Genomic DNA, 20,602 nt, shown 5'->3' with positions numbered 1-20,602 from the left:
AACGGGCCCAATCGCTGGGCAGATGCGGACCCTGGTTATGCCGGGCTCGTCCACTCCAGCGTGTAGCGGAAGAAGAGGCGGCGGCGGATGCTTGCGCCCGGCAGCACCCGGCGTGCCACACCGGAGATCTCCGTGAACGTCTCGGCGGCGTCCCGCATCGGCATCACCGGGCCGCCGCCGTCCACAGACTGTGTGACGGGCCGCGGATGCCTGATCATCCCGACCAGCGGGTTGAGGAGCGACGACGGCACGTCCCAGGCCAGGTCGGCGAGGCTCTCCGCCCGCGCCAGGCCGACGACGAGTCCCGCCGCGGATCGTGGAGTGGACTCCCGACGTCGCAGCCGACCTCGCTGCTGATACGGAGGAGGCGGCCGCTGCCCTGAGCAGGTTCGACGACTACGCTCGCGCCGTACTCGGGGAGTCGAGCCCGTCGCTCGGGCCGATGAGCTCCATCCTGCTGCGGACCGAGTCCACGTCGTCGTCGGAGATCGAGGACCTGACAGCTGGCGCAGGGCAGCTCGCGCTCGCGGAGATCGACCAGTCGACGTCGGACAACGCGCGGACCGTGGTCGCCAACGTCCGTGCCATGGAGGCGGCGCTCGACCTGGCAGACAGTCTCGATATCGCCGCCGTGCTGGAGATGCACCGGGCGCTGTTGTCAGGCCAGCGAGGCTGGGAGGAGCACGCCGGCCAGTGGCGCGACCAGCTGGTGTGGATCGGGACGAGTTCCGTGAGCCCGCGCGGAGCGTCCCACGTGGCGCCGCAGGCAGCGCTCGTACCGGGGGCGATGGAGGACCTGATGGCCTTCGTCCGCAGGGACGATCTTCCCGTCGTCGTTCAGGCTGCCGTGGCGCACGCTCAGTTCGAGAACATCCACCCGTTCACTGACGGGAACGGCAGGACAGGCCGCGCGCTCGTGCACTCGATGCTCCGTGCCAAGCGACTGGTGACGAGTACGACGGCGCCCGTATCGGCGGGCCTGCTGAAGGACACCGATCGGTACTTCCGAGCACTCACCGCCTACCGTGACGGGGATGCGCGGCCGATCGTCGAGCAGTTCTCTGCTGCTTCGCGGTTCGCAGCGACCGCGGGGGCGCGCCTGATCGACGACCTCGCGGCGCAGCTCGAGCAGTCTCGCGACCGGATGGCCGGCCTGCGTCCTCAGGCCTCGGCGTGGAAGGTGCTCCCGTACCTGCTCTCCCACCCGGTGCTCAATGCGAGCTACCTGTCCGACCAGGTCGGTCTGGGGGCGCAGAGCGCACAGAACGCGCTTAGCCAGCTGGCCGACGCCGGCGTTCTGGAGGAGCGAACCGGCCTGCGCCGTAACCGGGTCTGGCAGCACCCCGGCATCCTCGGAGTCCTGGACCACTTCGCGCAGAGCCTGATCCGCGCCTGACCCGACTGCACTCACTGCACTCACTGCACTCACCGGCCTCCTCCCGGCCCTGTGAGGAAGATGTTCGGCCCGGGTAACCACCGGCGCACCAGCGCGAAAAACCCGCGCTCTACGGTCAAGACATGGTCAACTCCGGCGGTTCTCAGCACCTTGTCGTGATCGGCGGTGGCATGGTCGCGCAGCGGCTCGTCGAGGCGCTGCGCGCCCGGGACGACGCCGGTCGCTACCACGTCACCGTCTTCGCGGAAGAGCCACGCGCGCCCTACGACCGGGTGGGGCTGACGCGCTGGTTCGAGGACGGTCCCGAGGGCATCGCCCTGGGCGACCCCGCCCTCTGGGCCGACCCGTACGTCACCCTGCACACCGACCGGAAGATCGAGTCGATCGACCGCGAGGCCAAGACCGTCACCGACCGGCTCGGCCACGTCCACGCCTACGACGAGCTGGTGCTCGCCACCGGCTCCAGCGCCGCGATGCCACCGATCCCGGGCAACGACCTGCCCGGCGTCTTCGTGTACCGCACCATCGACGACGTCGCCGCGCTGCGGGGCTGGGTCGAGCAGAAGCGCAAGAGCTATCCCGAGGGCAAGCCGGTGCGCGGTGCCGTGATCGGCGGCGGCCTGCTCGGTCTGGAGGCCGCGGGTGCGCTCACCGCGCTGGACGCGCAGGCCACGGTCATCGAGTTCGGTACCCACCTCATGGGCGTGCAGGTCGACCTCGGTGGTGGCCAGGCGCTAAAGCGCCTCATCAACGGCAAGGGCATCGGTGTGCGCGCCGAGACCGCGACCAGCCAGATGAAGCCGCACCGGCGCACCGGCCACGTCGGCCGGCTGGACTTCGCCGACGGCGGGCGGCTCGACGTCGACGTCGTCGTGGTGGCCACCGGCGTGCGGCCCCGCGACGAGCTCGCCCGCGCGGCCGGTCTGCCGGTCGGTGAGCGCGGCGGCGCCGTCGTCGACCTGTCCTGCCGCACTGAGGACCCGCACATCTGGGCCGTCGGCGAGGTGGCCTGCATCGAGGGCCGCTGCATCGGTCTCGTCGCGCCCGGCAACACCATGGCCGAGGTGGTCGTGGACCGGCTGCTCGGTGGCCTCGCGGAGTTCCCCGGCGCGGACACCGCCACCAAGCTCAAGCTCTCGGGCGTCGACGTCGCCTCGTTCGGCGACGCGCACGCCCGCACCGAGGACGCCGTCGAGGTGGTCTGGGCCGACCCGGTGGCCGGCGTCTACAAGAAGCTCGTCCTGTCCGACGATGCCCGCACCCTCCTGGGTGGTGTCTTCGTGGGCGACGCCGGACCGTACGCCAGCCTGCGCCCGATGCTCGGCGCGGAGCTGCCGGGCGACGACCCGAGCGCGTTCCTCCTGCCCGAGGGCGGCGGCGGCGCACCGAACCTGGAGCTGCCCGACGAGGCGAACGTCTGCTCGTGCAACAACGTCTCCGCGGGGGCGATCCGCGGCGCCGTCACCGAGCACCAGTGCACCGACGTCCCCGGCGTGAAGGCCTGCACGCGCGCAGGCACCACGTGCGGCGCCTGCCTCCCGCTGGTGAAGAAGCTCGTCGACACCGAGCTGGAGCGTGCGGGTATCGAGGTCAGCACCGCGCTGTGCGAGCACTTCGACATGTCCCGCGCCCAGCTGTTCGACGCCGTCCGGGTCGCCGACCTGCACTCGTTCAGCGACATCGTGGCCCGGTTCGGGACCCCGGTGGTCGGCAGCCGCGGCTGCGACATCTGCAAGCCCGTGGTCGCCTCGGTCCTCGCGTCGCTGGGCAACGGCCACATCCTGGCCGGTGAGCAGTCCACGCTGCAGGACACCAACGACCACATGCTCGCCAACCTGCAGAAGGACGGCACGTACTCGGTGGTGCCACGGATGCCCGGCGGTGAGGTCACGCCGGAGGGGCTGATCGTCGTCGGGCAGGTCGCCAAGGACTTCGGGCTGTACACGAAGATCACCGGCGGCCAGCGCATCGACATGTTCGGCGCGCGCGTCGAGCAGCTGCCGGACATCTGGCGGCGGCTGGTCGACGCCGGCTTCGAGTCCGGGCACGCCTACGGCAAGTCGCTGCGCACGGTGAAGTCGTGCGTCGGGTCGACGTGGTGCCGCTACGGCGTGCAGGACTCCGTGGGCATGGCCGTCGAGCTCGAGCTGCGCTACCGCGGCCTGCGCTCACCGCACAAGCTCAAGATGGGCGTCTCCGGCTGTGCCCGCGAGTGCGCCGAGGCGCGCGGCAAGGACGTGGGCGTCATCGCCACGGACAAGGGCTGGAACATCTACGTGGGCGGCAACGGCGGTCAGACGCCGCGGCACGCGAAGCTGCTCGCCGAGGACCTGACGTCCGAGGAACTGCTGCGCACCATCGACCGCTTCCTCATGTACTACGTCCGCACGGCCGACCGCCTGCAGCGCACCGCGCCGTGGATCGAGGAGGTCGACGGCGGCCTGGAGGGCGTGCGCGAGGTCATCATGGAGGACTCGCTCGGCATCTGCGCCGACCTGGACGCCGCCATGGCCCGCCACGTCGAGAACTACGAGGACGAGTGGAAGGCCGTGCTGGAGGACCCGGAGAAGCTGCGCCGGTTCTCGTCGTTCGTCAATGCCCCCAAGGACGCCGACCCGTCCCTCGCCTACGTGGAGGAGCGCGGCCAGCGCCGTCCCGCCACGGCTGAGGAGCGCGCGTCCGGCGTCGTCATCGCAGGCCCGAAGCTGGAGGTCCGAGCATGAGCTCCGACGACGTGTCAGAAGCGCAGGCGCCCGGGACGACCCTGGTGTCCGACGGCCCGGTCCGCTGGGAGCGGGCCTGCCTGCTCACGGACCTGTTCCCCGAGCGCGGCGCGGCGGCGCTCTTCGGCGACGTGCAGGTGGCGCTCTTCCGTCTCGCGGAGGACCCGGCCGACCCGGTTCAGGCCGGCCAGGTCTACGCGGTGCAGAACCTCGACCCGTTCTCCGGGGCGCACGTGATGTCGCGCGGGATCGTCGGCACGCGGGCCGGCGTGCCCACGGTGGCCGCCCCGGTCTACAAGCAGGTTTTCTCCCTGCTCACGGGCGAGTGCCTGGTGGCGGCGGACAAGACCCCGAAGGGGGACCTGCCGGCGGACCTGGTGACCTACCCGGTGGAGATCCGGGACGGCGTGGTCCACGTGGGCCTCCCGTGACAGCCGCCTCGACGACGGGCCGGGTGACGCTGGTCGGGGGTGGGCCCGGGGCGGTGGACCTCTTGACGCTGCGGGCGTGGCGCGCGCTGCAGTCCGCCGACGTCGTGGTCGCGGACCGGCTCGGGCCCGTCGAGATCCTCGCCGAGCTCCCGCCGCACGTCCGCGTGGTCGACGTCGGCAAGGAACCCGGACGGCACCCCGTGCCGCAGGAGCGCATCAACGAGCTGCTCGTGGAGCACGCCCTGACGGGCGCGCACGTGGTGCGGCTCAAGGGCGGCGACCCCTTCGTGCTCGGCAGGGGCGGCGAGGAGGTCATCGCGTGCGTGAGCGCCGGCGTCCCCGTGGAGGTCGTGCCCGGGGTGACGTCAGCCGTCGCCGTGCCCGGCCTTGCCGGGATCCCGCTCACCCACCGTGGGGTCACCACGGGCTTCCACGTCGTCTCCGGCCACTGCGCCGCCGGGTCCGCCGACTCCCTGGTCGCCGGGTCGGACGGTGCGGCTGACCTGCCCGGACCGCTCGACGCCGCCGCCGTGGCCTGCGTGCGTGATGCCACGGCTACTCTTGTCGTACTGATGGGGGTGCGGTCCCTCGGCGCGATCGTGGCGCAGTCCCTGGCCGCAGGCGCCGATCCCGCAACCCCGGTGGCGATCGTGGAGAACGGTTCCACCGCGGAGCAGCGCGTCACCCGGGCACGTCTCGACGAGGCCGCCGGTGTGGCGGCGGTTCGCGGGGTGCGGTCACCTGCGGTCGTCGTGATCGGCCGTGTGGCAGCGGAAGGACTCCTGGTCGGAACGGTGGAGGATACGAGTGAGCGACGTCTGGCAGGTGCCGGTGTCTGATGTCGCAGCGCCTGCGCACGCCCAGGCGACCCACCCGACGCTGGGCCAGGTCATGGCCGGGGCGACGGTTCTCGTCACCGCCGAGCGCCGGGCCGCCGAGCTCGCAGCGGCGCTGGAACGACGCGGCGCCACCATCCGGCACGCGCCCGCGCTGAGCATGATCCCGCACGTCGACGACGAGACCCTGATCGCCGCGACGCGCGCGATCTTCTCCGCCCCGCCCGACGTCGTCGTGGTCACCACCGGGATCGGCTTCCGCGCCTGGATCGAGGCCGCCGACGCGCACGGCCTCGCGGAGCCGCTCCTCGACCTGCTCCGGAAGACCCGGATCGTGGCGCGCGGCCCGAAGGCCCGCGGCGCGATCCAGGCCGCCGGACTGCAGGCCGACTGGGTCGCCGAGTCCGAGACGTCCGCCGAGGTGGCGGAGGTGCTGCTCAGCGAGGGTGTGCAGGGTCTGCGCATCGCGATCCAGCACCACGGCGCGGGCGCCGACGGTCTGGACGAGGTCTTCGAGAAGGCGGGCGCCCAGGTCGCCAGCCTCGTCGTCTACCGGTGGGGACCGGCGCCCGATCCAGCGGCGGTGCGCGCCTCGGTGCACGCGCTGGCCGACGGCGAGATCGACGCCGTCGTGTTCACCTCCGCCCCCGGCGCCGAGGCCTGGCTGCGGACCGTCGAGGAGGAGCGGCTGCTCGACCGCGTGCGCGCGCGGTTCGTCGACGGCGGCACCGTCGCGGCCGCCGTCGGACCCGTGACGGCGAAGCCGCTGGAGAGCCGGGGCATCGTGCCCCTGCAGCCCGAGCGCGGCCGGCTCGGGGCGCTCGTCCGCGCGCTGGTGGGCCACTACGAGCACATCGACTCCGTGGCGCTGGGCACCGTCGCCGGGTCGCTGGTGATCCGGGCACGCGTGGCGGTGCTGGACGGGAAGGTGCTCCCCCTGTCGCCGACGGGCGTCGCGGTGCTGCGGCTGCTCGCCGCGGCCGAGGGCGACGTCGTGCCGCGCGAGCAGGTGCTCGCCGCGCTGCCGGGCGACTCGCAGGACACCCACGCGGCGGAGGTCGCGATCGCGCGCCTCCGCGAGGCGGCGGGCCGCCGCGACCTGATCCGCACCGTGGTCAAGCGCGGCTACCGCATCGAGCTGGCCTGACCTTCTCTTCGAAGTCTACGTTTCTCCCTTCTGAACCGATTCAGAGCGGAGGAACTTAGACCTCGAAGTGGGTTGTGGGGGTCGGCGGATCAGTCGGCCAGCTTGAACGCCAGCTCCGTGTCCCACTCGGCCATGTCGGGCTGCTCGCGCGGGTCCGTGAGGTAGAACTCGAACCGGCCGGCCCACGCATCGCCGGCATCGGTGTCGTGCCGGTCGAAGGTGAGCCCTTCCCCGGCCGCCCACTGCAGCAGCGCGCCGGTCACGTCGATCAGCTCGTCGGGGTGCCCGTGGTGGACGGTCGTCACGTACCGCCCGGCGGGGACGGTGCCGAGGGTGACGTCGCCGGACGGGGTGAGCGCGGCGTCGTCAGGCACGGGGAAGCCTGCCTCGACGACGAGCTCGGCCGCCATGTCGATCACGTGGAAGCGGAAGAACAGCGGGCCCGCTGGATGCGTGTCGCGCTCGGCCAGCCAGGCCACGATCTCGGGGATGCGGTCCGCTATCTTCGCGAACCCCGTCATGGTGACGTTCTCGGTGATGCCGACGGTAGGTGTCTCGGGGCGTGTCTCGACACGGAACTGGCTCATGCTGGGGGGACCGACCGGGAGCACGGAACTCATCGGCGGCCCTGCTGTACGGGCTCAACGTTCCGCACCCTCCGTCCGTTACGGGTGGCGGGACGAGAGGAGACCGACATGGTCCAGTGGGAAGCCGAGCTGACGGAGCTCGTGGTCCGCCGTGGTGGTGCGCTGGTGGGGTACGCGTACTCGCTGACCCGCGACAAGCCGCAGGCCGAGGACCTGGTGCAGGACGCGCTGGTCAAGGTCTACTCCCGGCTGCGCCGTCCGGCGCCCGCGGGTAACCGGTCGAGCCGGGTGAACCTGGACTCGCAGGAGGCGACCAACGCGGAGGGCTACGTGCGACGCGCGATCCTGACCATCTACCTGGACGGGTACCGGCGCAGGAGCCACTGGACCGGCCTCAAGCACCTCCTCGCCGACGACGCCCACTCGCCCGGGGCGGACCGGGTCGCCACCGCCAGGGTCGACGTGGGCGTCGCGCTGCGGCGGCTCACCCCGCGGCAGCGCGAGGCGGTGACGCTGAGGTTCTTCGAGGACATGACCGTGCCGCAGATCGCGGCGGCTCTCGGGACGAGCCAGGGCACGATCAAGCGGCACCTGTCGGACGGGTTGGCCCAGCTGCGTGCCCTGCTCGCGGAGATGGAGGCACCCGAGATGGAGACGTCGCTGGAGGACCGGATCGGCGCCGTGTCGGGCTCGGTGCGCCGTCGTCGTACCGCGAAGGTGGGGGCCATCGGCGGCGCGTCGCTGGTGCTGGTCGGCCTGCTGGGCGTCGCCGCGCTGTGGGGGCCCGGCCGGATCCTGTCCGACCCGGTGCCGCCGGCCACGCCGAGTCCCACGGTGTCGAGCCAGCCGGTCGGCGCGGGGTGGACACCGACTGGCTGGGAGAGTCTGGGCGAGCAGTACCACTGCGGTATGGAGGTGACAGAGCTCGTGTCGTCGTCCGACTCGGTGCGCGTCGAGCTCACGGGAGACCTGAGGTCTTCCGACGGCCTTGAGTTCGCCGACGGCGACGCACTCGTGGATGGTCTCGCCGCTCCGATCCGGATAACCCGGACCGATGCCGTGGGTCCGGCACTTCACGGCGGGTACCCCGCACTGGTCTTTGCGCAGAACGGCCAGGTGGTCGACATCGGTCCGGGCTGGTTCGAGGGGGGCTACACACTGCCGGACGCCGGCGCGTCTGTGGATGACCTCGCCGAGGCAAGAGCCACCACCGCGTGCGGGCAGTGGACGATGCCGGACGTGCGGGAGGAGTACCTTGACCAGCGGCCGGCCGGCACCTACGACGTGTACGCGGTGGTGCAGTGGGGCGACGGCTTGGCGGTCAGCGAGCCGGTCACCATGGAGGTCCCCGCGCTCGACGTGCCGGAAGAGGAGCCGCTGACCGTCGGCATCCGTGACGGCTACCAGCCGCCGTGGCTCGAGGGCACGAACCTGGCCTGTGGGGCCTATGCGTCCGGGATCCCGGGTAGCTGGCAGGCGCCCTGGGCGCGATCGGTCCTGGAGCTGAGGGCCGAGGACCGGCGGGACGGCGCCCCTCAGGACGAGGCGACCGTGACGTTCACCGAGACCGAGGGCGAGCCCGTCGACACCACCCGGACGCCGTTCACGACCGTCTGGCTCAGTGACGGGCGGGTGGTCGGTGTCGGCCGCGACGTCTGGTCCGATCCGGTGGAGCCCCTTCGCGTCGACGCGAGGGGCGAGACGTCCGTCGTCGTGCGGATCGAGCCCGACGTGACGTGCCTCGAGAACCCGGACGCCGGCCTGCCCGCCGGGGTCTACGACGTGTACGCCGTCACGGAGCTCGATCCGGGCTCGGGCGGAGAGCGGCAGTTCCTGTCCGCGGACGTTGGGTCGGAGTACGTCGTCGAGGACTGACTCGCCTTTTCTCACCAGCGGCATCATCGTTCTGCCGTTCCCGCCCGTCAGGAACTATGAGCACGGGAGAGGGGACGTCACAGATGGCGCAGTGGGAGAGCGAGCTCGAGGAGCTCATCGTGCGGCGTGGTCGCGCGCTGGCGGGATACGGGTACACGCTGACGCGGGACCGGCTGCAGGCCGAGGACCTGGTGCAGGACGCGCTGGTCAAGGTGTTCTCGCGCCTGCGGCGTCCGCCGCGCGAGCCGGCCGACGGCGGGCAGGTCGTGGACGTGGACCAGCCCCGGCTGACGAATGCGGAGGCCTACGTGCGCCGGACGATGCTGACCATCTATCTGGACGGCTATCGCCGGCAGAACAGCTGGACGGGCGTCAAGCACCTCCTGGCCGACGAGGACCGCGCGCCGGCGGCGGACCGTGTCGCGACGGCCAAGGTCGACGTCGGCGTGGCGCTGGCCAAGCTGTCCCCACGGCAGCGGGAGTCGGTGGTGCTGCGGTTCTTCGAGGACATGACGGTTCCGCAGATCGCGGAGACCCTCGGCACGAGCCCCGGCACCATCAAGCGGCACCTCTCCAACGCGATGGACGTGCTGCGCGTGTCGCTCGCGGAGATCTCGGCGCCGGAGATGGAGACGTCGCTGGAGGACCGGCTCGGCGCGGTGGCGGGTTCGGTACGCCGTCGCCGGGCGGTGAAGGTCGGCGCCCTCGGTGGGGCCACGCTGGCGCTGGCGGGCCTGCTCGCCGTCGCGGCGCTGTGGGGGCCCGCGCGGCTGCTGTCCGAGCCGGTCCTGCCGGCCACCCCGAGCCCCGAGACCTCGGTGCAGGCGGTCGGCACGGAGCTCACACCGAACCAGTGGCGCGAGGTCGGCGGCACGTACCGGTGCGGCATGGAGGTCACGGAGCTCACGTCCACGTCCGACGTCGTCGAGCTGGAGCTGACCGGTGCCGCCGAGGCCGAGGAGAACGGCCTGACCGCACCCGTCCGCATCACCCGGACGGATACCGACGGCCCGGACCTCGACGGCGGCTACCCCATGCTGGTCTTCGCGAAGGACGGTCAGGTGGTCGACCTGGGCCCGGGCTGGAACGAGGGCGGCTACGCGCTGCCCGACGCCGGCGGCTCCACCGTCGACCGCGCGGAAGCCGGTGCGACCACCACGTGCGGGGACTGGACGTCCGGCATGATCTACGAGACCTTCCTGGACGCGCGACCGGCCGGCACCTACGACGTCTACGCGGTCATGCCCTGGTACGGCCGCGACAAGACCCACCTGGCCGTCAGCGAGCCGGTCACGATGGAGGTTCCGGAGCTCGAGGTGGCCGACGTGGAACCGCTGGACGCCGCCTTCCGCGACGGCCTCCAGCCCGAGTGGCTCCAGGGCACGAGCCTGGCCTGCGGCGCCTATGCGTCGGACATCCCGGCCGGGCCGCACGTGCTGTCGGAGCGGTCGGGCCTGACGCTCACGACCGGGTTCGACGCGGCAGCTCCACCCATCGGCAGGCTGTGGGTCAACGTCACCGAGATCGAGGGCAAGGCTGTCGATACGACCCACACGCCGTTCACCCTGGTCTGGGTGAACGACGCGGGGCGGGTGGCCGCCGTGGGGCGCGACGTCTGGTCCGAGCCGGTGGAGCGACTGCGGATCGACGCAGGGGGTGAGGCCCGCGTCGTCGTGCCCTTCGACGAACCCGACACGACCTGCCTGACGCAGCCCGAGCAAGGGTTCCCGGACGGCACCTACGTGCTCTACGCCGTGACGGAGATCGATCCCGGGGCGGACGGCGATCCGCAGTACCTCGCCGTCGAGATCGGCCCATGGGAGTACCCGCTCGAGGACTGACCAACGAAACCCTCGCACGGCGCGTCATGGTGGATGTGGAGACGATGACAGCACACACGCACCTGGGGGGTGGCCATGGCGGGATGGGAGCACGAGCTCGATGAGCTCATGCGAGTGCGCGGCGGCGCGCTCGTCCGCTATGCCTACATGCTCTCGGGCGATCGAGCGCTCGCCGAGGACCTGGTTCAGGACGCGCTGGTCAAGGTCTACTCGCGGCTCCGCGGACGCCCTGCCGTCTCCGGGGCGGTGGGCGTGGCCGAGGGCAGCCGGGCGCACGACCTCGACTCACCGTTCACCAACGCCGAGGGTTACGTGCGGCGTGCGGTGCTGACCATCTACCTGGACGGCTACCGCAAGCGGCAGCGCTGGACCGGGATCAAGCACCTGTTGGCCGACGACCCCAGCACCCGGGGCGCCGACCAGGCCGCCTCGGCGCGCGTCGACGTGATGGCCGCGCTCGCGCGGCTCGGTGCCCGCGAGCGGGCCTGCGTGGTGCTCCGCTACTTCGAGGACATGACGGTGCCGCAGATCGCGGACGCCCTGGGCACCGCCCAGGGAACGGTCAAGCGCTACCTGTCCGATGCCACCAAGAACATGCAGGAGTTCCTGCGCCCCGACGACTTCCGACCTGCCGAAGGGAGGGCCGCCCGATGAACATCGACCGGAACGACAGCGGATACGACGACAACGACTTCCTGAGCGGCGCGCTCCGTGGCGCCGCCGACACGATGCCTGGCGGGGAGGTGGACGACCTGCACGTCTCATTCGGAGTGGTGCGTGACCGTGTGCGGCGCCGTCGTGCGGCCAAGATCGGCGGCCTCACGGGTGCGAGCCTTGTACTGGTCGCCGGGATCGCCTTCGGTGCCACCCAGACTCCGTTGCTGGACCGCGGGCCGGTGCTGCCGGGACAGTCCGAGAGCGCGTCCGCCACCCCCTCTCCGAGCGGGGCCGCGACGCAGGCGCCGGATTCCGGTCCGTCGGCGACGCCCGCGCGGAGCGTCATCGAGGACGGGTACGCGCCGTCCTGGATCCGAGACCTGGGGGCCGGGCTGGAGTGCGGCATGCCCGTCGAGGACCTTGAGCCGACGGCGACCGGGTGGTCGGCGGCGGTGGCCGGTGACATCTACGCACGGACCTCGGACCAGGACGGCACCCCCTCGACGACCTGGGGCATGTCAGCGCTGGTCTCGGGGACTGAAGGAACGCTCGACGCTCCTCCGGTGCTGGTGTGGAGCCAGGACGGTGTGGTGGTGGACCTGGGAACGAACGTCTTCGAGGGATCCGTCCAGAGCGCGCCGCTGCTCAGCTCCGAGACCGGTGACGTCACCGAGGCGCAGGGGGGCGCGTTCACGTCGTGCGCGCCGGCCGACGGCGACGCGGGACAGATCTTCGAGACGCCTCTTCCCGAGGGCGACTACGAGGTACGGGTGGTCGCCTTCCCGCAGGTCGCCTCCGGCCAGTGGGCGACGGCGGTGAGCGAGCCGGTGGAGGTTCGCCTCGACGCCGACGGCGCGCACAGCGCGACGGGTACGCGTGGCGGCGACGCGACGATCGAGCCGCCGGAGCCCGCCGAGGGCGAGCTCTCCCGGTTCGTGCTCGACCGGAGCACGGACCGGGTCACCGCGGAGCTGACGCAGTTCCGCTCTGTGACCACCGGCACGCCGTCGGTCACGGCGCAGTGCGAGAGCTCCGACCCGGACGACGTGGTGCGCTACGAGGTGGTGCAGCCGTCCATCAACGAGTCGTTCGCGTCGGGCGAGGTGCCGTGCGACGGTTCCACGTTCGAGTCGAAGCCCGTGGTCGGCGGTGGCGAAGACGTGGTGGACATCCGGCTGACGAGCGTGCCGGACGGCGTCGCACGCCTCTGGGCGACCCTCGCCCCGAACGCCGGCGGCGGGGACGCCGCCGGCGACTGCTCCGCGGACGGCCTCGGCCTGGCGTACGACCCGGCGAACTCGCCCAGCGCGGGCGCCGGGGCCACGGCGGAGGCCATCGTCGATGCCGCGCTGGCCTGCGACTCGGACCGGCTCGTCGAGCTGGCGACGCAGTACCCGACGGAGCTGCTGATCCCCGCCGAGCCCGCCGAGCAGGTCTTCGCGCTGCCCGAGGACGAGTCGCTGCACTACCTGACCCTGGTCGGGCTCCTCGCCGGTACGGTCGGGGCCGACCAGGGAGACGGGACGGTCGTCTGGCCCCGGGTCGCGCTCGACGAGTTCCGCGACTCGGACGAGGCCTGGGACGAGGTGGTCGAAGCCGGCCTGCTCACCCAGGGAGAGGCCGACGCGCAGCGTGCTGATGCGCAGGGGTTCGGCTACACGGGGATGCGGATCGGGATCGACGACGCCGGCAACTGGCGGTACTACTCGGCCACCCCCTGACCCGATTGGTCGGACCGCTGTCCCAACGTTTACCGTGCCCCGCTCGTATCTCTGTGCGAGCGGGGCACAGTGCCCGCCAGGAAGAGGGGACGGGCGCATGGCCGAGCAAGCGATCCGACAGGGGCAGGACAGGGGCGCGTGATGAGCGCACGCTGGGACGACGAGCTCACCGACCTCGTCACGACCCGAGGGCGCGCTCTCGTGGGATACGGGTACGCGCTGACGGGTGATGTGCGGCGGGCGGAGGACCTGGTCCAGGACGCCCTGGTGCGCGTCTTCCGGCGGTTTCGCCGCCCCGAGGCGGCAGGTACCGAAGGTCGCACGGAGTTCGCCCTGAACGACGACGGGAACCACGCGGGCATCGAGGCGTACGTGCGCCGGACGATGCTCAACCTCTACGTCGACGAGAGCCGTCGTTTCGCGCTGTGGCGCAAGGCCGAGCCCAAGCTGGCGGTGCCGGACGCGGTGAAGGCGCCCGCGTCGGACATCACTGCCCGCGCGGACGTGACGGCGGCGCTGCGAGGGCTCAGCCCGCGCCAGCGTGCCTGCGTGGTGCTCCGCTTCTACGACGACCTGACAGTGCCCCAGATCGCCACGACCCTCGGCCTCTCGCAGGGCACCATCAAGCGCTACCTGGCCGATGGGATCCACGCGCTGCGTGGGGTGCTGGTGCCGGAAGGAGAACTCATATGAGCGGGCACGACGACCTCGGGTTCGACTCCGATCTCGGCCACGGCCGCGACGTCCTGAAGCAGACCATCGGCGCGCTCGTCGACGGCGCCACACCCTCGGGCGTGCCCAGCACCCCGGAGAAGAATCTCGGTCTCCTGCGCCGCAGGGTGCGCACCTGGCGCATCGCCAAGGCAGGAGCGGTAGGGCTGACCAGTGCCGTGGTGGTCGGCGCGCTGGCCTTCAGCACCGCGCAGGCCACGACCTGGAACAGGGCCGAACCGCTGCCCGGCCGGCCGACGGTGCAGGCCACCGACACCGGGCCGATGCCGTCGGAGATCCCGACGACGCTCCTCCCACCGAGGCCGACCATGTCCCCGAGCCCTTCGCCGTCCGCGTCACCGTCGGTCATCCCGGATGCGGCACCTTCGGGAACCCCGTCCGGGGAACCGGACCCGGAGGCGAGCGACTCGTCCACGGACAGCGGTTCGGGCGAGGTGCTCACCGCGCCGTTCGACGACGGGTACCGGCCGTGGGGGGACGCGTATCCCGTGTGGTGCGGGATGCCGACTGCCGACCTCGTGTCGACGAGTCCGACGGTGTCGATCGAGATCGTCGGTGACCTGACCTACGAACGCGGGTCAGGAGGAACGATCCCGGTCCGGCTCACGGGGGAGATGCCCGGGTACGCCGAACCCGGAGGCAGTGGTGGCACGGAGTCCATCGGAAGCCAGGCGTTGCTGATCTGGTCGCAGGCTGGGCGTGTGGTCGACCTCGGCGAATTCTGGAGGGAGAACAACTACGACATCCCGCCGGCGCTCAACGACACGGGAGAGTCGACGGGTGTGGCCAGCCCACCGCCCTACAGCAGCTGCACCGAGGCGGACCTGGCTGTCGGAGACCCGTACGGCTACGACAACGTTCGTGCGGCCGGTACGTACCAGGTGCAGGCCGCGCAGATCCACGGCATCGGCGAGGCGGGTGGTCCCGACTACCAGGAGCACCTGGTCATCAGCGCACCCGTCACGGTGACGATCCCCTGACCACGTGTCAGCCGCCGAGGCCACCCGGATGGTCTCGGCGGCTGACAGGTCGGTGAGGTTCCGGCAGGTAGCTCGCCAGGATCGCGTCGCTCCGGCGTCGGCCCCACCGCTCGAGGCGCTCCCGGCCCTGCCGGGAGCGTCCGCGCACGTGGTACCGCCAGATGTTGAGCGGCAGCAGGTAGGCGTGCGCCCACGGCGGGCGCTGCGGCAGATCGAGCTCGCGCATGCTGCGCAGCCCGAGGAACGCCGTCAGCATCGACAGCAGGCGCTCCCGTTCGAACCACGCCCGGAACGGCTGCCACCAGGACGGCCCGCGGTACGTCCGCTCGGCCTGCGCGGCGACCACCGCCCGGGCGAGGCGCGGCCCGGCGTCCGAGATGCCGGCCTGCGCGAGCAGCACGTGGTAGCTGATGCGGTGCCGCTCCCACTCGTCGTCGACCAGGAAGTCCGGGTGCACCCCGAGCAGATGCCCCACCCACTTCCACAGGTGCATCAGGGCACGGCTGTCCGACGGCGAGATGCGCACGCCCAGCGCCCGGCACCCGAGGATCAGGGTGCCGTCGAACAGCCCGAGCGTCGCCGCCTGGTCCGCCTGGTTGATCGGCAGACCCCAGCGTGCGGCGTCCCACGGCTCAGCGGTTCGTCCGCCCCTGCCGGTGACCGGGTCGGCGAACGACGCGCTGACCAGCGCGTGCATCGCCCGCACGTGCGCGGTGGCCCGCCAGGCAGCGGCGAAGGGCCGGAGCGCCCCTGGCTCGGACAGCCCGACCGTCCACTCCTGGGTCTCCGCGAGCCGTCGCAGGGTCCCGCCGGTCAGGGCGCCGGTCGCCGCGAGCAGGTCCGTCGGCCCGCCGAACCGGTACCCGCCGACGAGCGACAGCTGGAGCAGCACGTCGCCCGCGTTCTGCCCGAGCCTCCGCTGCACGGCGGCACCCTCTTCGATCAGGTTCCAATCCACCCAGTCGGGCACGCTGGTGACCTCGTCGAGGAACCGGCGCAGCGCCTCCGGCAGGTCGGTGCCGGGTTGGGTCCGATGCTGTGGCGCGGCCTCGGGTCCGGGCGGTCGTCGTAGTGCCGGCTCGAGTCCGGGCGGTTGCGGGAGTGCCGCGCTGAGATCGGGTGGTTGCGGGAGTGCCACGCCGGGACCGCTCGGTTGCCGGGATGCCGCACTGAGATCGGTCCTCTGCACGCGTCTCGTACCGACATCGGTCCCTTGCTCCGACATCGGTCGGTTGAATGACCGATCTCGGAGCAAGGGACCGATCTCGGCGTCGGGGGTGTGCAAAGGACCGATCTCAGTGGTGCGGCGGTGCAAGGGACCGATCTCGGTGTCCAGGTCCAGGTTGTGCGACGGACCGATCTCACGATCACCGGCGCCCCTCAGATCTCCAGCACCGACGCCCGGACCCGCCAGTGCCGCCCGGAGCTGCGCGTGGGTCACCCGGCCAGGCGTCCCCGCAGGTAGCCGCATCGCCGCGGCGAGCGCCGCTCCGGCGTCGTCCTCCTCGAAGAACGCGCGGCCGATCCGGTCCAGGAGTGCCTCGTCCACATCGCCCGCGCGCCCGAACAGCCGCAGCGGCCGGCCGATCCGCGCCCCGCGCGCCTCGGCGGAGCGGAACCGGCGGGGGTACGCCGGCACGGCGGACCGGCCGAGGTCGTTCGCTGCATGCCCAGGCACCATGCCCCATCCTCACCTGCGAGAGACCCACACCAGAAGTGCGTCGGCACATGCGTTGCGACCGCCTGCGGCAACTCGGCCCTCCGGTCCCGTGTGCTGACCTGTGTTCAGCAGGCTCGGCAGGGCCGTCACTCATCCGATAACGGCTGTCCTGCGCCTGCTGAACGACAGTCAGCATCGGGGCCGCGCTGGCCCGCTTCAGGGGGAGCATCGCCCGGTTCAGGGGGCGGAGCCTCGGTCAGCTCGGGCAGGGGTTCGAAGCCCGATGCCGGTCTGCCCCAACCTGGCGGCCCGTTGGTTCGTCGATACGGTCAGGACAGCAGGAAGGAGCCGGCAATGGGCTGGCACGAAGACCTGGAGATGCTTGCCGCGCAGCGTGGCAGCGTGCTCGTCGGGTACGCGTACACGTTGTGCGGCGATGTCCGGCAGGCCGAGGACCTGGTGCAGGAGGCGTTGGTCAAGTACTGCTCCCGTCTGGTGCGGCCGGGTGGTCGGCGCGGGGCCGCGGCGTCGGGAATGCGCACCGTGCCGTTGAACGGGCCGCACCGGCCGGGAGCCCCGCCCGAGCGGCGGGCCGTGGAGTACGCCGAGGCGTACGTGCGCCGCATGGTGCTGAACCTGTACCTGGACGGCTGGCGCCGCCGCAAGAGGTGGGCGGACATCGAACCCAGGATCGCCACGGACGACCACGTGCGGTTCCCCGACTCGGGCATCACGGCCCGCGCGGACGTGGTGCAGGCGCTCTCCCGCCTCTCGCCCCGGCAGCGGGCGTGCGTGGTGCTGCGCTACTTCGAGGACATGACCATCGACCAGGTGGCGGAGACGCTCGGGAACGCTCCGGGCACCGTCAAGCGCCACCTCCATGACGCGCTGCACGTCCTGCGGGACGTGCTGGATCCGGCCGGGACGGCCACGACAGGACCGGCCGGATCGGCCACAGCAGAAAGGGCAGTGCGATGAACCAGCACGACGACGGCGCGGGTCCGGACCACGGCTGGTCTGACCCGGCGGAGGCAGGCCTCCTGAAGCAGACCTTCAGCGCGATGGCCGACGGCGTGGACCCTGCGTCCCCGACCGGGCCCGCCGCGGCCATGACGGCGATGAGCAGGCGGGTGCGGCGGCGTCGGGCGGCGAAGCTCGGCGGGCTCGGCGGTGGCGCGCTCGCCCTGGCCGGTGCGCTGGTGCTCGGGGCGGGGCAGCTCGCGCCCGTTTCCCCCGACCAGTCCGAGGTGCTTCCGGGAACGTCCGCGTCCGCGCGGCCGGTCGTGCAGGCACCCGCGCCCGACTTCAAGCTCAAGGACGGGCACCAGCCGGCCTGGCTCGCGTGGAGCGACCTGACGTGCGGCATGCCGGCGGCCGACCTGGAGACCACGGCGTCGGGCTGGTCGGTGGCGCCGGCCGGTGACATCTACGCCCGGACGACCGACATGGGCGGCGAGCCGACCACGTCGTGGGGCATGGCGGCGACGATCGACGACGGGCCGGTCGTGCTCAACTCCACGCTCGCGCTGGTGTGGAGCCAGGACGGCGCGGTCGTGGACCTGGGTCCCGACCCGTTCGACTCGGCCGGCGAGCCGGGGCGTGCGCCCTTGATCGGGTCCGACCCCGCGGGCTACCTCGAGGCCGAGGGCGCCGCGGGGTCGTCCTGCTCGCCGTCCGGGACGAAGGGCGACCCGGTCTACGCGTCGCCGCTGCCCGCAGGGGAGTACGAGGTGCGGGTCGTCGCGTTCCCGCAGGTCGGCTCGGGCGACCGGGCGACGGTGGTGAGCGACCCGGTGCCGGTTCGGATCGACGCCGAGGGCGCGCACATGCTGACCGGGAACCGAGGCGGCGAGTCGACGATCGAGACCCCGGCGCCGATCGACGGCGAGCTCGCGCGGTTCGAGCTGGACCGCAGCACTCGATGGGGCACGGTGGGCCTGACCCACCGGGGCTACCCGCCGGCACCCGCCGTGTCGCTCACCGCGCGGTGCGAGAGCTCCGACCCGGGTGACACCGTGCCGCTCGAGGTGGTGCAGCAGAGCACCGGTCAGGCGGTCAGGTCCGGCGTGGTCACCTGCGACGGCAACGAGACCGTCCTACCGTTCGGTGCCCTCGGCATCAGCGAGGGTGCGCTCGACATCCAGGTGCCGTTCGGGCAGGTCGTGCCTGATGGCGTGGCTCGGCTCTGGGCGGTGCTCGCGCCCTCGGCAGGCGCCGGCACCGCGGCCAGGGCCGCGGCGGGAGACTGCTCGGCGGACGGGTTCGAGAGCCCCGACGACGCCCCGAGCCTGCCGGACGGTGCCGCGGGGGAGACCGCCGAGGCGATCCTGGAGGCGGCCCGCGGCTGCGACTCCGGACGGCTGATCGAGCTGGCGACGGCATCCGGGGCCGAGCTGATGCTCCCCATGGAGGCCCCGGAGGCGACCTTCGCGCTTCCCGAGACGGCCGCGCTGCCGTACCGGACGCTGGCCGCGCTGCTGGGCGGCACCACCGGCGGGGTTCGCGCCGAGCAGTCGGTCGAGGGCGGGCAGATATCCGAGACCGTCGTGTGGCCCCGGGTGGCGCTGGACGAGTTCGCCGGCTCCGACGAGGCCTGGCGGGAGGTGGTGGACGCGGGTCTGCTCACGGCCGACGAGGCGGCGGCGCAGCGGGCGAACGTCCAGTTCGGGTACCAGGGCATGACCGTGAGCATCCACGAGGACGGCACCTGGAAGGCCTTCTCCGCCGTCGGGTCGTTCGCCCGCGAGTAGCCCGCGAGCACCTGAACGAGCTGCGACGCCTCCGGAACCCAACGGTCCGGAGGCGTCGTGCGTCCTAGGGGGTGAAAGCCAGGGAAGCACTGGCAGACGCGACCGGCCTGAGCCGGTCACATCAAGGAGGCGCACCATGAGCAACGACCACCGCGGTCAGGGCGACGGCCCGCAGGGCCGGACGGGTTCGACGACAGCGACTGCCCCCGGGCCGCGCCGGCGCCGGACAGCTCGGACGGCCGCCGTCTGCGGCGGTGTGCTGGCCCTGGCCGGAGCATCCGTCCTGGGCACGACGCAGCTCGCCGCGGCCGGCCTGCCGACGCCGCTGTCGTCGTGGTCGGAGCAGGCGGCGTCGTCCGACGCGCCGCCCCTGGCCGTGGACCAGCCGGAGCTCCTGGTCGGCACCGCGCTGGAGTGCGGAGCGGACCTCGCCGACCTCACCTTCGCCGAGCACGTGCGGCTGGCCGCCACCGGCGACCTGAGCACCGAGTCCGTGCACTACGAGGGCGCGTGGTCCACGCACTCCGCCCTGCCGCTGCGAGCGGCCGACGCCGCAGGCGGCGACGCTCCGGAGGACGACCTGAACTCGCCCACGTTCGTGTGGGTCGACCAGGACGGCACGGTCGTCGACCTCGGTGGCTGGGACGAGTACCCCATGTACCTCGCGCACGAGGACACCGGACCGCAGGCCCAGGAGGACCGGACCTCGTCGTGCGCCGCTGACGGCGCCGGGCAGTGGCTGCCGGACGGCACCTACGACGTCTACCCGATGACCGTCGAGTACTCGACGGGCACGCTCGTGGCGGGAGACCCGCTGCCGGCGACGATCGTGGACGGCGGGCCGCGGTGGGCGCCGGGTGGTCTGAAGGCGCCCGTGCCGTTCGACCTGCCGGGGCACCCCGACCAGACGCTGGTCCCCGAGCACGCGCTCGCCAGCGCGGTGGTCGACCGCACCGGCCAGTGGGAGCGGAACGACACCTACCGGGTCGTCCGGCCCGACGCCGACCTGGTCGAGGGCGAGCGGTACGAGCTCCAGGCGCGCTGCACGTCGTCCGACCCGGACGACGCGATCACGTACCGGCTGGTCGGCGAGTGGGGCGACGTCACCGGGGAGATCGCGTGCGACGGGCACGACCGCACCGACGGGCCGTGGGGCTACACGCATCCGGTCGTCCCGGGCAGCCCCACCGGTGTCGAGCTCACCGACGTGCCCGACGGCGTCGCGCTCGCCTATGCCCGCCTGGCCCTGGCCGGCTGACCCACCCG

17 protein-coding genes are annotated in these 20,602 nt (G+C 72.3%); 14 read left to right on the top strand and 3 right to left on the bottom strand.

All coding sequences use genetic code 11. The features are described from left to right. Positions 1-35: 35 nt before the first annotated feature. Entirely contained in the window at positions 36-218 is a 183-nt protein-coding gene (locus tag LUU90_RS03970; protein WP_275001986.1) for a hypothetical protein, read from the bottom strand. Positions 219-316: 98 nt separating this feature from the next. On the opposite strand from LUU90_RS03970, the gene LUU90_RS03965 reads away from it, so the two are divergent. The 5 genes from LUU90_RS03965 (at position 317) to LUU90_RS03945 (ending at position 6,533) form a co-directional block, all read left to right on the top strand. Continuing rightward, entirely contained in the window at positions 317-1,396 is a 1,080-nt protein-coding gene (locus tag LUU90_RS03965) for a Fic family protein (protein ID WP_275001985.1), read from the top strand. A gap of 122 nt (positions 1,397-1,518) precedes the next feature. Next, positions 1,519-4,119, top strand: coding sequence for a nitrite reductase large subunit NirB (nirB, locus tag LUU90_RS03960; protein ID WP_275001984.1), 2,601 nt, complete (start codon positions 1,519-1,521; stop codon positions 4,117-4,119). After that, positions 4,116-4,550, top strand: coding sequence for a nitrite reductase (NAD(P)H) small subunit family protein (locus tag LUU90_RS03955; protein WP_275001983.1), 435 nt, complete (start codon positions 4,116-4,118; stop codon positions 4,548-4,550). The genes nirB and LUU90_RS03955 overlap by 4 nt, the downstream gene beginning before the upstream one ends. Continuing rightward, a complete protein-coding gene (cobA, locus tag LUU90_RS03950) occupies positions 4,547-5,389 on the top strand; it encodes a uroporphyrinogen-III C-methyltransferase (protein WP_275001982.1) in 843 nt (280 codons plus the stop codon). The genes LUU90_RS03955 and cobA overlap by 4 nt, the downstream gene beginning before the upstream one ends. Before the next feature lie 52 nt (positions 5,390-5,441). Beyond that, complete coding sequence (locus LUU90_RS03945) at positions 5,442-6,533, top strand: uroporphyrinogen-III synthase (RefSeq protein ID WP_425596192.1); 1,092 nt, start codon at positions 5,442-5,444, stop codon at positions 6,531-6,533. Between the two features lie 89 nt (positions 6,534-6,622). Here LUU90_RS03945 and LUU90_RS03940 read toward each other — a convergent pair whose 3' ends face one another. Continuing rightward, on the bottom strand, positions 6,623-7,120 hold the full coding sequence (locus tag LUU90_RS03940; protein ID WP_275001980.1) for a GyrI-like domain-containing protein: 498 nt from the start codon (positions 7,118-7,120) through the stop codon (positions 6,623-6,625). A gap of 108 nt (positions 7,121-7,228) precedes the next feature. Here LUU90_RS03940 and LUU90_RS03935 point away from each other — a divergent pair, with 108 nt between their 5' ends. From LUU90_RS03935 to LUU90_RS03910, 6 genes are all read left to right on the top strand, one after another. After that, the gene (locus LUU90_RS03935) at positions 7,229-8,995 is read left to right on the top strand and encodes a SigE family RNA polymerase sigma factor (protein WP_275001979.1); all 1,767 of its coding nucleotides are present in this window, start codon (positions 7,229-7,231) and stop codon (positions 8,993-8,995) included. Positions 8,996-9,051: 56 nt separating this feature from the next. After that, entirely contained in the window at positions 9,052-10,836 is a 1,785-nt protein-coding gene (locus LUU90_RS03930; protein WP_275001978.1) for an RNA polymerase sigma factor, read from the top strand. Positions 10,837-10,911: 75 nt separating this feature from the next. Then, positions 10,912-11,490, top strand: a complete 579-nt coding sequence (locus tag LUU90_RS03925; protein WP_275001977.1) for a sigma-70 family RNA polymerase sigma factor — start codon at positions 10,912-10,914, stop codon at positions 11,488-11,490. Further along, a complete protein-coding gene (locus LUU90_RS03920; protein ID WP_275001976.1) occupies positions 11,487-13,214 on the top strand; it encodes a hypothetical protein in 1,728 nt (575 codons plus the stop codon). Before LUU90_RS03925 ends, LUU90_RS03920 begins: the two co-directional genes overlap by 4 nt. 141 nt (positions 13,215-13,355) lie before the next feature. Then, positions 13,356-13,907 (top strand): sigma-70 family RNA polymerase sigma factor, encoded by a 552-nt coding sequence (locus LUU90_RS03915; RefSeq protein WP_275001975.1) that lies wholly within the window; start codon positions 13,356-13,358, stop codon positions 13,905-13,907. Continuing rightward, complete coding sequence (locus tag LUU90_RS03910; RefSeq protein WP_275001974.1) at positions 13,904-14,926, top strand: hypothetical protein; 1,023 nt, start codon at positions 13,904-13,906, stop codon at positions 14,924-14,926. The genes LUU90_RS03915 and LUU90_RS03910 overlap by 4 nt, the downstream gene beginning before the upstream one ends. A gap of 7 nt (positions 14,927-14,933) precedes the next feature. Here the strand turns inward: LUU90_RS03910 and LUU90_RS03905 are convergent, their stop codons facing one another. Next, complete coding sequence (locus LUU90_RS03905; RefSeq protein WP_275001973.1) at positions 14,934-16,607, bottom strand: oxygenase MpaB family protein; 1,674 nt, start codon at positions 16,605-16,607, stop codon at positions 14,934-14,936. 333 nt (positions 16,608-16,940) lie between these two features. Here LUU90_RS03905 and LUU90_RS03900 point away from each other — a divergent pair, with 333 nt between their 5' ends. From LUU90_RS03900 to LUU90_RS03890, 3 genes are all read left to right on the top strand, one after another. Beyond that, a complete protein-coding gene (locus LUU90_RS03900) occupies positions 16,941-17,564 on the top strand; it encodes a sigma-70 family RNA polymerase sigma factor (protein WP_275001972.1) in 624 nt (207 codons plus the stop codon). Next, positions 17,561-19,336 carry a hypothetical protein gene (locus tag LUU90_RS03895; RefSeq protein WP_275001971.1) on the top strand — a complete coding sequence of 592 codons (1,776 nt, stop codon included), beginning with the start codon at positions 17,561-17,563 and terminating at the stop codon, positions 19,334-19,336. The genes LUU90_RS03900 and LUU90_RS03895 overlap by 4 nt, the downstream gene beginning before the upstream one ends. 136 nt (positions 19,337-19,472) lie before the next feature. Then, positions 19,473-20,594, top strand: a complete 1,122-nt coding sequence (locus LUU90_RS03890) for a hypothetical protein (protein WP_275001970.1) — start codon at positions 19,473-19,475, stop codon at positions 20,592-20,594. Positions 20,595-20,602: the final 8 nt, after the last annotated feature.

Origin of the sequence: Promicromonospora iranensis (assembly GCF_028994775.1) — a bacterium.
Taxonomy (GTDB): domain Bacteria; phylum Actinomycetota; class Actinomycetes; order Actinomycetales; family Cellulomonadaceae; genus Promicromonospora; species Promicromonospora iranensis_A.
The sequence above is the reverse complement of the archived record's forward strand: the minus strand, read 5'-3'. Positions and strand labels throughout refer to the sequence as shown.